The organism is Microbacterium sp. MMO-10, from assembly GCF_037148715.1.
Lineage (GTDB): Bacteria > Actinomycetota > Actinomycetes > Actinomycetales > Microbacteriaceae > Microbacterium.
On the sequence record NZ_JBBCSV010000004.1, the window covers coordinates 423,874 to 436,118 of the forward strand.

Annotated in this window: 14 protein-coding genes; 6 read left to right on the top strand and 8 right to left on the bottom strand. The window is 70.6% G+C overall.

Annotated features, from left to right (window positions below; translation table 11 throughout):
* Positions 1-49 precede the first annotated feature (49 nt).
* Together WFJ17_RS14655 and WFJ17_RS14660 are read right to left on the bottom strand one after the other, a co-directional pair.
* The gene (locus WFJ17_RS14655; RefSeq protein ID WP_251446640.1) at positions 50-316 is read right to left on the bottom strand and encodes a GlsB/YeaQ/YmgE family stress response membrane protein; all 267 of its coding nucleotides are present in this window, start codon (positions 314-316) and stop codon (positions 50-52) included.
* 47 nt (positions 317-363) lie between these two features.
* On the bottom strand, positions 364-549 hold the full coding sequence (locus tag WFJ17_RS14660) for a CsbD family protein (RefSeq protein ID WP_251446643.1): 186 nt from the start codon (positions 547-549) through the stop codon (positions 364-366).
* A gap of 202 nt (positions 550-751) precedes the next feature.
* Here WFJ17_RS14660 and WFJ17_RS14665 point away from each other — a divergent pair, with 202 nt between their 5' ends.
* The gene (locus WFJ17_RS14665; RefSeq protein WP_251446646.1) at positions 752-1,510 is read left to right on the top strand and encodes a patatin-like phospholipase family protein; all 759 of its coding nucleotides are present in this window, start codon (positions 752-754) and stop codon (positions 1,508-1,510) included.
* 79 nt (positions 1,511-1,589) lie between these two features.
* Here the strand turns inward: WFJ17_RS14665 and WFJ17_RS14670 are convergent, their stop codons facing one another.
* Entirely contained in the window at positions 1,590-2,024 is a 435-nt protein-coding gene (locus tag WFJ17_RS14670) for an SRPBCC family protein (RefSeq protein ID WP_251446649.1), read from the bottom strand.
* A 169-nt stretch (positions 2,025-2,193) separates the two neighbouring features.
* Between WFJ17_RS14670 and WFJ17_RS14675 the strand changes: the two genes are divergently transcribed.
* On the top strand, positions 2,194-2,400 hold the full coding sequence (locus tag WFJ17_RS14675; RefSeq protein ID WP_374208782.1) for a DUF6458 family protein: 207 nt from the start codon (positions 2,194-2,196) through the stop codon (positions 2,398-2,400).
* 10 nt (positions 2,401-2,410) lie between these two features.
* Here WFJ17_RS14675 and WFJ17_RS14680 read toward each other — a convergent pair whose 3' ends face one another.
* The 5 genes from WFJ17_RS14680 to WFJ17_RS14700 all read right to left on the bottom strand — a co-directional run bounded on the left by WFJ17_RS14680 (position 2,411) and on the right by WFJ17_RS14700 (position 8,230).
* The gene (locus WFJ17_RS14680) at positions 2,411-2,695 is read right to left on the bottom strand and encodes a hypothetical protein (RefSeq protein ID WP_251446652.1); all 285 of its coding nucleotides are present in this window, start codon (positions 2,693-2,695) and stop codon (positions 2,411-2,413) included.
* A 9-nt stretch (positions 2,696-2,704) separates the two neighbouring features.
* Positions 2,705-4,384 (bottom strand): glucose-6-phosphate isomerase, encoded by a 1,680-nt coding sequence (gene pgi, locus WFJ17_RS14685; RefSeq protein ID WP_336648802.1) that lies wholly within the window; start codon positions 4,382-4,384, stop codon positions 2,705-2,707.
* Positions 4,385-4,487: 103 nt separating this feature from the next.
* Positions 4,488-4,868, bottom strand: a complete 381-nt coding sequence (locus WFJ17_RS14690; protein WP_292884429.1) for a VOC family protein — start codon at positions 4,866-4,868, stop codon at positions 4,488-4,490.
* Between the two features lie 112 nt (positions 4,869-4,980).
* Positions 4,981-6,549, bottom strand: a complete 1,569-nt coding sequence (locus tag WFJ17_RS14695) for a Na+/H+ antiporter (protein ID WP_336648803.1) — start codon at positions 6,547-6,549, stop codon at positions 4,981-4,983.
* Positions 6,550-6,658: 109 nt separating this feature from the next.
* Positions 6,659-8,230, bottom strand: coding sequence for an amino acid permease (locus WFJ17_RS14700; protein ID WP_442927988.1), 1,572 nt, complete (start codon positions 8,228-8,230; stop codon positions 6,659-6,661).
* Positions 8,231-8,348: 118 nt separating this feature from the next.
* Between WFJ17_RS14700 and WFJ17_RS14705 the strand changes: the two genes are divergently transcribed.
* From WFJ17_RS14705 to WFJ17_RS14720, 4 genes are read left to right on the top strand one after another with little or no spacing between them, the layout of a single operon-like run.
* Positions 8,349-9,764: a DUF2252 domain-containing protein gene (locus WFJ17_RS14705; RefSeq protein ID WP_336648804.1), complete on the top strand. Its 1,416-nt coding sequence runs from the start codon at positions 8,349-8,351 to the stop codon at positions 9,762-9,764.
* A complete protein-coding gene (locus WFJ17_RS14710; protein WP_336648805.1) occupies positions 9,761-10,690 on the top strand; it encodes an aldo/keto reductase in 930 nt (309 codons plus the stop codon). The genes WFJ17_RS14705 and WFJ17_RS14710 overlap by 4 nt, the downstream gene beginning before the upstream one ends.
* A 56-nt stretch (positions 10,691-10,746) precedes the next feature.
* Positions 10,747-11,115, top strand: coding sequence for a PLD nuclease N-terminal domain-containing protein (locus WFJ17_RS14715; protein ID WP_251446670.1), 369 nt, complete (start codon positions 10,747-10,749; stop codon positions 11,113-11,115).
* A complete protein-coding gene (locus tag WFJ17_RS14720) occupies positions 11,112-12,101 on the top strand; it encodes an epimerase (RefSeq protein WP_336648806.1) in 990 nt (329 codons plus the stop codon). Before WFJ17_RS14715 ends, WFJ17_RS14720 begins: the two co-directional genes overlap by 4 nt.
* Positions 12,102-12,245 lie beyond the last annotated feature (144 nt).

The window sequence follows — 12,245 nt, forward strand, 5'->3', positions numbered from 1 at the left end:
AACGGGAGGGGCCGCCGCGGCAGTGCTGGCGGGGCGTCGTCCCCTTCGACTACGCCCGCTTGCCTCGCCCGACGATGAGGCCGTAGACGAGCAGGACCACGATCGATCCCACGATCGCCAGCAGCCAGGTCTGCAGCGAGAAGAAGTCCTGGAGCGGCGCGTTGAACAGAACGCTTCCGAGCCAGCCGCCGAGCAGCGCTCCCACCACTCCGAGGAGCAGCGTGGCGATCCAGCCGCCGCCCTGCTTACCGGGGAGGATCGCCTTCGCGATCGCTCCGGCGATCAGCCCCAACAGAAGAAACCCGAGAAATCCCATCGTCCTACTCCTTCAATCGTCGATCTGAGTCGTGAATCGAATGCCGATCAGTTGCCCAGGGCGTCCTTGACCGCGTCCTCGGCCTTCTCCGCGGCCTGCTTGACATCGCCCTTCGCCTGGGTCGCCTTGCCCTCGGCCACCTTGGCGTCGTCGCCGGTCACCTTCCCGATGACCTCCTCGACCTTGCCCTTCACCTTGTCGACTCCGGCGGACAGCTTGTCGTCAGCGCTCATGTCTTCTCCGTTTCGATAAGAAACACTCGCTAGATAGTTCAGTGAGTGGCATAACTTTTATAACATCAACCGGATGGAGGAAGCAAGGGCGGGGACCGAGGGCAGCCGCGGGTGCGGCGCTGAGCGAAGACCGGCCGGGCGTGTCAGCCGTTGCGCAGGCGGCCCCTGGTAGCGTCGCGGGAACGCCCACGACAGGAGCCCCGTGACCGACGACCCGACCCTCGGCCTGACCCTCAGCGGCGGCGGCGCCTACGGGGCCGCGCAGGCCGGCGTGCTGCAGGTGCTCGCCGAGCGGGGGATCCGTCCCGGGATCGTCGCGGGGACGAGCGCCGGTGCGCTCATCGGCGCCGCGTATGCGGCCGGGATGGATGCGGACACCATCGAGCAGGCGGTGCGCCGGTTCCGCTGGAGCGATATCGCGCGCTGGTCGTTCCGGCCGCGCTGGGGTCTGCTGGACACGCATGCGGTGACCGATGCGGTGCACGGGATCCTCGGCCGCGATCCGCTGATCGAGGAGCTGCCGCGACGCTTCGGCGCCTATGCGACGGATCTGCGCACCCGCCGCGGCGTGATCCTCGATCGGGGGCCGCTCAGCACCGCGTTGCGCTCGACCATCGCCGTGCCGGGCGTGCTGCCGCCGGTGCGCCGTGATGGCGCCCTGCTCGCTGACGGCGGGATGATCGACAACGTTCCCGATGCCGTGACGCGCGCGATCGGCGCGGAGCGCACGATCGTGGTGCGGCTGCACGCCAAGTGGGAGAACGTGCGCATGATGCGCACCGTCACGGCCACCGCGGATCTCGTCGCGGACCCCACGGTGCTCCTGATCCAGCCCGAGATGGAGCGCATGGCGCAGTGGGTGATGAAGGACGTGCCGCGCCTCATCGCCGAAGGCCGCCGCGCCGCGGAGTCCGCGCTCGATGCCGCGGACCAGGAGGGGCGGCTGCTCTCCGCCGCCTAGGCGGGAGGCGCGCGGCGGCGGACTCGGGATCGGACTCGCGCCTCAGGGCGGGCGGGCGCGCCGGCCGGGGGCTCGCGCCTCAGGATGACTCGACGGTCTCCTTCAGCGTCTGCAGCAGCTGCTCCCACATCTCCTGGGCATGCCGAGCGGCCTCTGCCGAGGAGTTGTTGCTCTGCGACAGCACCACGCGCGTCGTCGCGCCGTCGCCAGAGAGCGCGAACTCCAGGATGTGGTGGTTCTCGGGTTCATCCGGCTCTCCGCTCAGAGGGCTGAAATGCGTGAGCCGCAGCAGGCGCGGCGGATCGAAGACGAGGATCTCGCCCCTGTCCTGGTAGGGGGTGCCCTTCCAGACGCCGTCCCAGGTGATCGGGGATCCCGGCTGCCAGGTGGTCCGCACGGTGGCGCCGAACCACAATTCCGGCAGCCGATCGGGATCAGCGAGCGCCTCCCAGACCTGTTCGGCCGGTGCGGTGATCGCGACCTCGGCGGTCGCGACGTGATCTGCCTGTGTCATCTCGCGCTCCCTGAACGTGTCACGTCGAGTATGCGCCGTGACCCGGCGGGCGTCCAGCATGGAGCCGGCACGACGCCTCCGCGGCCGGTTGTCAAGCCCCGTGGAAGTCCGCGGGATCCGGCCTACGGTCGGTCTCTACGGCATCCCGCTACGAACGGAGGCACTCCTCATGGGCATCGGAACCGGCATCGTCCTCTTCGTCATCGGCGCGATCCTCGAGTTCGCGCTCAACGTCCAGGTCTCGTGGATCGACCTGCATCTCGTCGGCTACATCCTGATGATCGCCGGCGCGGTCGTGTTCCTGCTCAGCCTGATCCTGCTCATCACGCGGCGCGGCCGCCGCACCCCTCCGGCGAACGAAGAGGATCTGCTCTGAGGAGCGCCGCTCACAGCCCCCGGTGATCGGCCCAGCGAGTGCCGGCGCTCGTCGCGGCATCCAGGATCAACGCGTCGATCTCGGGGGAGTGCCGCACGGGGAACGACACGTAGGCGCCGCGTCCGCCGGCGACCGGGCGTCCGTACGCCTTCGCCGCGAGCGTCCCGTCGGGAAGCAGGCGCACCGTCAGCGACTGCAGTTCGAACCGCTCGCCGCGGCGCTCGTCCTCCCACCGAATCGCCGGAGGGATCGACACGTTCAGTGCGAGCGCTCCGATCTCGATGCCGTCGTCCATGAGCGCCGCTCAGGCGTTCCGGCGCTCGTGATAGTACGCGAGGAGCGCGCGGGTGGACGGATCCTGCGCCGCGATCGCATCCTGGTCGCCCTCGATGGCCGGGGCGATCTGCAGGGCGAGCTGCTTGCCGAGCTCGACGCCCCACTGGTCGAACGAGTTGATGCCCCAGATCGCGCCCTGGGTGAAGGTGATGTGCTCGTACAGCGCGATGAGCTGTCCGAGCACGGCCGGGGTGAGCGCGGGCGCGAAGATGGAGGTCGTGGGACGGTTGCCGGCGAAGGTGCGGGCGGCGACGAGCGCGCCCGTGGTGCCCTCGGCCTCGACCTCCGCCGCGGTCTTGCCGAACGCGAGCGCCTTGGTCTGGGCGAGGAAGTTCGCCAGGAACAGGGCATGCACGTCGCGGCCGTCGTCGGTGAGCGGATACGCCGGGTTGACGAACGCGATGAAGTCGGCCGGGATCAGCCGCGTGCCCTGGTGGATCAGCTGATAGAACGCGTGCTGGCCATTCGTGCCGGGCTCGCCCCAGAACACCTCGCCGGTGTCGGTGGTCACCGGAGAGCCGTCCCAGCGCACCGATTTGCCGTTGGACTCCATCGTCAGCTGCTGCAGGTACGCGGGGAAGCGGCTGAGCTGCTGCGCGTAAGGAAGCACCGCATGCGACTGGGCGTCGAAGAAGTTCACGTACCAGACGTTCAGCAGCCCCATGAGAACCGGCACGTTGCGGTCGAGGGGGGTGGTGCGCACGTGCTCGTCGACGGCGTGGAAGCCCGCGAGCAGCTCACGGAACACGGCGGGACCGAAGGCGATCGCCAGGGACAGGCCGATCGCGCTGTCGACCGAGTAGCGTCCGCCGACCCAGTCCCAGAAGCCGAAGGCGTTCGTCGGGTCGATCCCGAACGTCGCGACCCGGTCGAGCGCCGTCGAGACGGCGACGAAGTGGTGTGCGACCGCAGTGCTGCGCGCCTCGTCCGTGGACACGTCGACGCCGGCCTTGGCGAGGCCCTCCCAGAGCCAGTCGCGGGCGAGCCGTGCGTTCGTCAGCGTCTCGAGTGTGGTGAACGTCTTCGAGGCGACGATGAACAGCGTCGTCTCGGGGTCGAGGTCAGCGGTCTTCTCCGCGATGTCGGTGGGGTCGATGTTCGACACGAAACGGGCCTGGATCCCGCCGCCGTAGGGCTTCAGCGCCTCAGAGACCATGACCGGGCCGAGGTCGGATCCGCCGATGCCGATGTTCACGACGTGGGTCACGGTCTTGCCCGTCACGCCGCGCCAGTCGCCCGAGCGCACCCGGTCGGCGAACGCGCTCATCGCGTCGAGCACCTCGTGCACGTCGTGGTCCACATCCTGCCCGTCGACGACCAGCGCCGGGGACGCATCCGCGGGACGGCGGAGGGCCGTGTGCAGGACCGCGCGGTCCTCGGTCGTATTGATGTGCTCCCCGGCGAGCATGGCCGCGAAACGCTCGGCGACGCCGGTCTGCTCCGCGAGACGCACCAGGGCCTCGCGGACCTCCGCGGTGACCAGGTTCTTGGACAGGTCGACACGGAGGTCGGCCAGGCCGAAGGTCAGGCGCTCGACACGCTCCGGGTCATCGGCGAACCAGCCCCGCAGATCGGGGGAGAAGGACTCCCGCAGCGCGGTGAGCTCGGTCCAGGCAGGGGTCGCGGTGGCGTCGATCGGGGAGGTCATGCCCCCACGCTAGCGCCGCGCGAGGGCGCGCGTGCGAAATGACCGCGCGCCGCGGGGCACGGGGCGGACCGGAGCCGCCGGGCTCCGATCCGCCCCGGCGATCTCAGGCCTGTGCGCTGCGGTCGGGCAGCTGCTGCAGCGTCCAGCGGTTGCCGTCGGGGTCGGCGAAGGTGACGAACCGGCCCCAGGACAGCTCGTCCACGCCGTCGGCCTCCACGCCGAGGCCGCGCAGGTGCGCCAGAGCCTCGTCGGCGTCGGGTACGACGACCTGGATCGTGTTCTGCTTGCCCGGTTCGAGGTCGATCCCGAGATTGGTGCCGAACGCGATCGAGCACGCCGAGCCCGGAGGGGTCATCTGCACGAAGCGGAGGCCGTCGAACGGCGTCTGGTCGTGGTCGGGGGTGAACCCGATCCGGGTGTAGAACTCCTTCGCGCGGTCGACGTCCGTGACCGGCACGAAGATGAGCTCGATCTTCCAGTCCATGCTGCACACTCCTTCGGTGGGGAGAATCTCGGCGGATCCGCCGTCGGGCACGACGCTACGCCGGGGCACCGACATCGGCGCCGTCCCGAGGATCGCTCGCCACCCGTGATGCTCACTCGACGGGCGGCGGCGGGGCCAGCCGCAGCACGTCACGATCGATCCGGGTCTGCAGCACCCGCAGCGTGGTGTCGCTGATGGCCTTCCCGTCGCGCATTCCGATCAGGACGGACCTCTTGTGCTCCAGCACGGCCAGACCGAGCGCGGCGTACTCGGGGTCGGCCGCCCAGAGCGAGGGGTCCGACCCGTCGCCCGCGCCGTCGATGCGCCGCAGGCGGTCCCGGTACTCGCCGGTGACCCTGTCGCGCACCGGGTCCGGTGCGCCCACCCGCAGCGCCAGGTCGTCCACGGCCTCCAGCGCGGCCAGCGTCGAGCGCCGCTGGGCGGTGGACAGCTCGTCGGCCATCGCGGTGTCCGGCTCGAAGCGTCCCCAGCGGATCGCCCAGGGCAGCAGCACGCCCTGCACGGTGAGGGTGAGCACGACGACCCCCGTCGCCACGAAGACGATCTGGTCGTGGCCGGGGATCCCCGACGGCACCGCGAGGGCGACCGCGAGCGACACCGCGCCGCGGAAGCCGGCGATGGTCGACACCACCCTCGCACGGTGCGACATGCGGCGGCCGCGCTGCGACGGCCGCCGGTCGACGAGGCGGAGCAGCCACGCGGTGAGGACCTGGAACACGAACCGGATCAGCAGCAGCACGATCCAGGCGATCCCGCAGAAGAGCAGCAGGCCGGGGAGGGACGCGGCCGGCACGGCGCGCACGGCCGACTGGGCCTCGATCCCGATGAGCACGAAGAGGGCGCCGTTGAGGCTCCGCGTCGTGAGCGTCCAGAACGAGGTCATCTGCTGACGCGACTGGGCGGTGCCGGTGCGGGGCACGGTCTGACTGATCACGAGCCCGGCCACGACCACGGCGATGACGCCCGAGGCGTGCACCTGCTCCGCGGCGAGGAAGGCGGCGAACGGCAGGAGCACCATCGCCGCGTTCGCGGTGATCGCGTCCGGCAGCCTCTTCAGCACGAGGGTCCCCAGCAGCCCGGCGGCCAGTCCGATGGCGCCGCCGCCGAGGTATGCCAGCACGATCAGGCCCGTCACCTGCCATCCCGTGAGGGAGACGCCGCTCACCGCCACGCCGGCCGTGATGGTGAACATCACCAGGGCGGTGCCGTCGTTGACGAGGCTCTCCGCGCGCAGCTGGATCGCGTTGCGGTGCGGCAGCGCACGGGCGAGGCCGCCGACGGCGGTGGCGTCCGTCGGGGCGAGCGCCGCGCCGAGCACGAGCGCGGCCATCCAGCTCCAGCCCAGCGCGACGCCCGCGCCTGCGACGCCGTACGCGGTGGCGACGACGAGCAGCGTGCTGAGCAGCAGGATGACCCGCATGTCCCGGCGCACCTCGCGCAACGGCGTGGTGAACGCCTCCCAGAACAGCAGCGCCGGCAGGAAGAGCACCAGCACGACCTCGGCCGGCAGATGGATCTCGCGCACCGCGGGCACGAAGCCGCTGAGCAGCCCGAGGAACAGGTGCAGCAGCGGCGCGGGGAGGCGCAGCCAGGGTGCGGCCCAGCTCCCAGCCACCACGAGCGTCCCGACAAGCACGACCACGCCCAGCGGATCGATCATCAGCGCCTCCCTCCGACGACGGATCCACTGTGGCGCAGCTGGATGACGGCGCTGTTACGGGCCGGGCGCGCGGACGTTTCGTGCGCTCAGCCCGTCGTCGTGCATGCGCTCAGCGGTCGTCGCGGAGAGCCTGGGTCGCCTGCCGGTGCGGGAGCACGGAGTGCATGCCGGTGTAGCCCCCGCGCTCGGCGGCGGCGGCGAGGATCCGGCGCCGTGCGGCGAACCACCCCACGATGAGCGCGGGGACGATGGCGACGAGCGAGAGCAGCACCCAGCGCCCGGTCTCGGTGAACCCCATCGTGACGAGCACGAAGAGCAGGAACGCGAGCGTGAGATATCCCGTGTAGGGCGCGCCGAACATGCGGAACGACGCGCGCTGCAGCACGCCCCTCTTCGTGAGCGCGTGCAGCCTCAGCTGGCAGAGGATGATGGTGGCCCAGCCGCCGATGATGCCGAGCGCCGACACCTCGAGCACGATCTCGAACGCCTGGGACGGCACGAGCGCGTTCAGCAGGACGCCCGCGAGCGTGATGACCGACGTGAGCAGGATGCCGCCGTAGGGCACGCCGTTGCGGCTCATCCGGGCGGTGAAGCGCGGCGCGGATCCGTTCACCGACATGGAGTGCAGGATGCGGCCGGTGGAGTACAGGCCGGCGTTGAGGCTGGAGAGGGCCGCGGTGAGGACGACGAAGTTCATCACGGATCCGGCGACGGCGCCGGTGTCGGCGCCCCCGAGGTGGGAGAAGAACGTGACGAAGGGCGATTCGCCGGACTTGTAGGTGCTGAACGGCAGCAGCAGCGAGAGCAGCAGGATGGATCCGACGTAGAAGATCGCGATCCGGATGACGACCGTGTTGATCGCCCGGGGCATGACCTTCGCGGGTTCCGCGGTCTCGCCCGCCGCGGTGCCGATGAGCTCGATCGAGGCGTAGGCGAACACGACGCCGGAGATCGCGATCAACGGCGCGAAGAAGCCCATCGGGAACACGCCGCCGTGCTCCGCCAGGATCGAGAAGCCCGTCGGCCCGACGTCGGTCGGCGCCTGCATGATGAGGATCACGGTGCCGACGATGAGGAAGGCGACGAGGGCGGTGACCTTGATCATCGCGAACCAGAACTCCATCTCGCCGAAGAGCTTGACGCTGACCAAGTTGAGCGAGAGCACGACGACGAGTGCGATGAACGCGATCGCCCACTGCGGGACGGCGCGGAGGGGTTCCCAGTACTGCGCCCAGAACTTCACGTAGAGGGCGGCCGCGGTCACGTCGACGATCGAGGTCATGGCCCAGTTCAGGAAGTACAGCCAGCCGCTGACGAAGGCCATCTTCTCGCCGTAGAACTCGCGGGCGTAGGAGACGAAGGATCCGGAGGAGGGGCGGTGCAGGACGAGCTCGCCGAGGGCGCGGAGGATGAGGAAGGCGAAGAAGCCGCAGACGGCGTAGACGAGGATGAGGGCCGGGCCGCTGGACGCGAGCCGGCCGCCGGCGCCCATGAACAGGCCGGTGCCGATGGCGCCGCCGATCGCGATCATCTGGATCTGGCGGGGCTTGAGGGCCTTGTGGTAGCCGGCGTCCTCCCGGGAGAAGTCCTCGACCGCCATCGTGCGGTCGCCGGTCAGCTCGCGCTCGTTCTCGAGGGCGTCCTCGGGATCCATGGCCGAGCCGGGGTTCTTGTCGCTCATGCGGTGCCTTTCCCTGGGGCCGCCCCGGGACGACAGCCGGTCTTGTGTGCATCGGAGATCTTGCCCGGGATCCTATTCGCAGGGCAACGAACGAACCGGCGGAGGGCGACAATGAGGCATGACCGAAACCAACCTCGTCGGCGACCGCATGCTCACGCGCGCGGAGGGGCTGGCCGCGGGCCGCGCGGTCCGGGAGCGCACGCCGCGCGCGGCACTGGCGAAGATCGAGACGTCGGGGCGGGATCCGCTGGGGATCCTCGACCGGCAGAACAGCACGCGGCAGGCGGATCTCATCGCCCTCCGCACCGAGCGCATGGCCGCGAACCCGTTCGCCTTCTACCGGGGGACGGCGGCGCTCATGGCTGCGGATCTGGCCCGGACGCCCCACACGGGGATCCTGGTGCCGTCCTGCGGGGATGCGCACATCGGCAACTTCGGGTTCTTCGCGTCGCCGCAGCGCACCCTGATGTTCGACCTGAACGACTTCGACGAGGCCGCCTGGGCTCCGTGGGAATGGGATCTGAAGCGCCTCGTGGCGAGCGTCGTGATCGGCGCCCGCGAGACCAGGGGGCCGTCTGTCGCGGACGAGGCGGCCCGCCAGTGCGTCCTCGCGTATGCGAGGGCGCTGCGCGCGGGCGTCCGTGCGGATCCGCTGCAGCGCTACTTCGCGCATTTCGACGCGACCGCGACCAGGGACGGGATCGACGTCGACTCGAAGCGCGCCCTGCAGAAGGCGATCGCCTCGGCCGAGAAGAGGACGGGGGAGCGCGCCGCGCGCAAGCTCACCGTGCGCGGGGACGACGGGCATCTGCGCTTCATCGAGCAGCCCCCGGTCATGACGCACGCCGACCCCTGGATCCGTGAGCTCAGCGACACCGCTTTCGTGCAGTACGCGGCGACGGCCAACGTCGACATCCAGCTGCTGCTGCGGCAGTACCGGGTGCGCGACGTGGCGCGGCGCGTGGTCGGGGTGGGCAGCGTGGGAACCCGCTGCTACCTGGCGGTGCTCGGCACGGCGGACGCCGAGCCGCTGCTGCTGCAGGTGAAGGAGGCAGGGCGGAGCGTGCTGGTGGAGTACGGCGGGATCGTGCAGCCCGACGAGCTGCAGCGGCGCGTCGACGAGCGCGGCGAGGGGGCGCGGGTGGTCGGCATGCAGCGGGTGCTGCAGGCGTTCTCGGATCCCTTCCTCGGACACATCAAGGGCGCCCGCGACGACTACTACGTGCGCCAGTTCCACGACATGAAAGGCTCGATCGACACCGACGTCATCGAGGACGAGGGGTATCGCGAGTACGCGGTCGCCTGCGCGATCACGCTCGCCCGCGCCCATGCGCAGGCGCCGGCCGCGGCGCAGATCGCCGGGTACGCGGGCAAGGGGGCCCAGCTCGCCGATACGCTGGTGAGCTGGGCGGGCGCCTACGCCGACCTGGCCGCGGAGGACTACCGCGCGTTCGCCGCGCGGGCCGCCGACGCGGCGCCCGATGCCGCACCGAGCACGGCGCAGGATGCTGCGCAGAAGGAGAGCAGATCATGAAGCAGGTGCGATTCGGATCCGGATCCGCCCCCGCCGTCGTCGCCGGGATGATGCGCATCGACGGCCGCACCGACGAGCAGATCCGGGAGCTCTACGACACCGCGCGCGCGAACGGCATCGACTTCTTCGATCACGCCGACATCTACGGCGGGGCCATGCACGTCTGCGAGGAGCGCTTCGGCGCCGCCCTGGGGCTGTCCGCCGCGGAGCGCGACGAGATCACGCTGCAGACCAAGTGCGGGATCGTGCCCGCGCAGGGGATGTTCGACTTCTCCTACGAGCACATCGTCCAGCAGGTCGAGGGATCCCTCGCCGCCCTGCGCACCGACCGGATCGACGTGCTGCTCCTGCACCGCCCGGACGCGCTCGTCGAGCCCGAGGAGGTCGCCCGCGCGTTCGACGAGCTGCACGCGTCCGGCAAGGTGCGCTCCTTCGGCGTCTCGAACCACACCCCGGGGCAGATCGCCCTGCTGAAGACCGCGGTGACGCAGCCGATCGTCGCGAACCAGCTGCAGCTGTCGATCACGCACGCGCCGATCATCTCCCAGCCCATCGCGGCGAACATGGCCGCGCTCGACCAGAGCGTGGTGCGGGACGGCGGGGGGATCGTGGAGTACTGCCGCATCGAGGGCATCACGATCCAGGCCTGGTCGCCGTATCAGGCGGGCTTCTTCACCGGCGTCTTCCTGGACAACCCGGCCTACCCCGAGCTGAACGCCGCGATCGACCGGATCGCCGCCGCGCACGGCGTGACCCCGACCGGCATCGCCACCGCGTGGATCACCCGGCACCCCGCCGGGATGCAGGTCGTGCTCGGCACGACGACGCCCGCGCGCGTGCAGGAGGCGGCGGACGGAGCCGACGTCAAGCTCAGCCGCGCGGAATGGTACGAGCTGTTCCGGGCCGCAGGGCACACGCTGCCCTGACCGCCGTCCGGCGCGCAGCGGACGCAGGATCCCCGCTTCTCTGGCAGGCTGTCGTCATGGGCCTGGTGTTCTCGATCCTCGTGCTGGTGCTGATGGTCGGCGCGCTCATCGACATCATCACCCGCCGTGACGACCAGGTGAAGCACCTGCCCAAGGTGTTCTGGATCATCCTGGTGATCATCGTGCCGCTGGCCGGATCCCTCATCTGGTTCCTCGTCGGACGCGAGTACGACGGGGAGGGGATCCGGCTGCCGCGCCCGCGCGAGCGACGCCCTGCATCGCCCGCGCCGTCAGCGCCCTCGCCTCCCGCGGACACCCGCAGCACCGAGCAGCAGATCGCCGACCTCGACCGCGAGATCGAGGAATGGCGGCTGCGCGCCGAGATCGAGAAGCGCAAGAAGCAGGACGGGACGGACGTCGGATGAACGCGACTCCGCAGCTGCGCCGCGCGGTGATCGGCGGCGGCAGCGGCTACCTCGGCACCGCGCTGGCGCGAGCCTTGCGGGTCGACGGCTATGAGGTGCGCACGATCGGGCGCACCGGCGCGGACGCGCGCTGGGACGATCCGGCGGGGGTCCTCCGCCTCGTCGACGGCGCCGACCTCGTGATCGGGCTCGCCGGCCGCCGGATCGACTGCCGGTACACCGACCGCAACCGCGACGAGATCCTGCGCTCGCGCGTGCGCACGACGCAGGCGCTGCACCGTGCGGTCACCGCGGTGGCGGCTCCTCCGGCGGTGTGGATGAACGGCAGTTCGGCGACGGCGTACCGCTACACGCTGGTCTCACCGCGCACCGAGGCGGATCCGCTCGACGAGAAGGGCTTCTCGCCCGATGTGACCCGGGAGTGGGAGGCCGCGCTGTTCGACGGCGAGACTCCGGGGACGCGGCGGATCGCCCTGCGCACCTCGCTGGTGCTCGGCCGGGGCGCGCCCGTGATGGACATGCTGCTGCGCCTGGCCCGGCTGGGACTGGGCGGCCCGCAGTACGACGGCTGGTGGTTCCCGCACCGGCGCTATCGCGGGATCGGCGCCCACCCCACCGAGCCCGACCGCCCCGACTACGAGCACTCCCGGGGCCGGCAGCGGCTGAGCTGGATGCACGAGCAGGATTTCGTGCAGGCGGTGCGGTTCCTCCGTGACCACGACGAGATCGCGGGTCCCGTGAACATGGCGTCGCCGAATGCGGTGACCAACATCGAGCTCATGCGCACGCTGCGCCGCGCGGTCCGGGCGCCGTTCGGCCTGCCGGCGCCGCGCTTCGTGCTGGAGCCGGGCATGGCGGTGCTGCGCACCGAGTCGGAGCTCGTGCTCAAGAGTCGCTGGGTGCTGCCGCAGGTGCTCGAGGACGCCGGGTACGCCTTCCGCTACCCGCAGCTCGCGGGCGCCGTGCAGGCCATCGTCGGGCGCTGACGGGCCGGCCCGATCGCTCCGGTCGCAGAACCGTCGTTCCGGTCGCAGAACGGTCGCTCCGGTCGCAGAACGGTCGCTCCGGTCGCAAAAGATGTCGCTGAGCGGCGTCCAGAGCGACAGTTTTTGCGACGGGAGCGGATCCGG

What these genes read in the sequence shown, in the direction of transcription:
- WFJ17_RS14720 (WP_336648806.1), top strand. Translation starts at nt 11,112, where the DNA reads ATGAACGCGACTCCGCAGCTGCGCCGCGCGGTGATCGGCGGCGGCAGC.
- WFJ17_RS14675 (WP_374208782.1), top strand. Translation starts at nt 2,194, where the DNA reads ATGGGCATCGGAACCGGCATCGTCCTCTTCGTCATCGGCGCGATCCTC.
- WFJ17_RS14660 (WP_251446643.1), bottom strand. Translation starts at nt 549, where the DNA reads ATGAGCGCTGACGACAAGCTGTCCGCCGGAGTCGACAAGGTGAAGGGC.
- pgi (WP_336648802.1), bottom strand. Translation starts at nt 4,384, where the DNA reads ATGACCTCCCCGATCGACGCCACCGCGACCCCTGCCTGGACCGAGCTC.
- WFJ17_RS14690 (WP_292884429.1), bottom strand. Translation starts at nt 4,868, where the DNA reads ATGGACTGGAAGATCGAGCTCATCTTCGTGCCGGTCACGGACGTCGAC.
- WFJ17_RS14710 (WP_336648805.1), top strand. Translation starts at nt 9,761, where the DNA reads ATGAAGCAGGTGCGATTCGGATCCGGATCCGCCCCCGCCGTCGTCGCC.
- WFJ17_RS14705 (WP_336648804.1), top strand. Translation starts at nt 8,349, where the DNA reads ATGACCGAAACCAACCTCGTCGGCGACCGCATGCTCACGCGCGCGGAG.
- WFJ17_RS14670 (WP_251446649.1), bottom strand. Translation starts at nt 2,024, where the DNA reads ATGACACAGGCAGATCACGTCGCGACCGCCGAGGTCGCGATCACCGCA.
- WFJ17_RS14680 (WP_251446652.1), bottom strand. Translation starts at nt 2,695, where the DNA reads ATGGACGACGGCATCGAGATCGGAGCGCTCGCACTGAACGTGTCGATC.
- WFJ17_RS14715 (WP_251446670.1), top strand. Translation starts at nt 10,747, where the DNA reads ATGGGCCTGGTGTTCTCGATCCTCGTGCTGGTGCTGATGGTCGGCGCG.
- WFJ17_RS14655 (WP_251446640.1), bottom strand. Translation starts at nt 316, where the DNA reads ATGGGATTTCTCGGGTTTCTTCTGTTGGGGCTGATCGCCGGAGCGATC.
- WFJ17_RS14695 (WP_336648803.1), bottom strand. Translation starts at nt 6,549, where the DNA reads ATGATCGATCCGCTGGGCGTGGTCGTGCTTGTCGGGACGCTCGTGGTG.
- WFJ17_RS14700 (WP_442927988.1), bottom strand. Translation starts at nt 8,230, where the DNA reads ATGAGCGACAAGAACCCCGGCTCGGCCATGGATCCCGAGGACGCCCTC.